Genomic DNA, 369 nt, shown 5'->3' on the forward strand with positions numbered 1-369 from the left:
TTATTAATGTCGCTGGTTTCCTTGTGGGTCCAGGCGGTGTCAATAGGACCCGGGGCCACTGCATTTACCCTGATCCCGTTCTTGGCCTGCTCAGCGGCAACTCCTTTTACAAAGGAATGAATGAAGCCTTTGGTGCCTCCATAAGGAGTGACGTTTGGGATTCCTATGCTTCCGGCTTCAGAACCTGCTGCAACTATACAGCCCCGGCTCTTTTTTAAATGCGGAATGGCATATTTGGTCATCAAAAATGTGGTCCTGAGATTATTCTTCAGGAGGTTATCGAATGCTTCTACGGAATATTCATCCACAGTATTCACTTCAGGATAAACTCCGGCGTTGTTAATTAGAATATCCAGGTGGCCAAAATGT

Annotated in this window: 1 protein-coding gene; it reads right to left on the reverse strand. The window is 46.3% G+C overall.

Features of this window, described 5'->3' with window-relative positions; all coding sequences use genetic code 11:
• On the reverse strand, positions 1-369 hold a 369-nt coding region (locus HC175_RS20690; RefSeq protein ID WP_168139892.1), incomplete at both ends, for an SDR family NAD(P)-dependent oxidoreductase.

Source organism: Salinimicrobium oceani, from assembly GCF_012037645.1.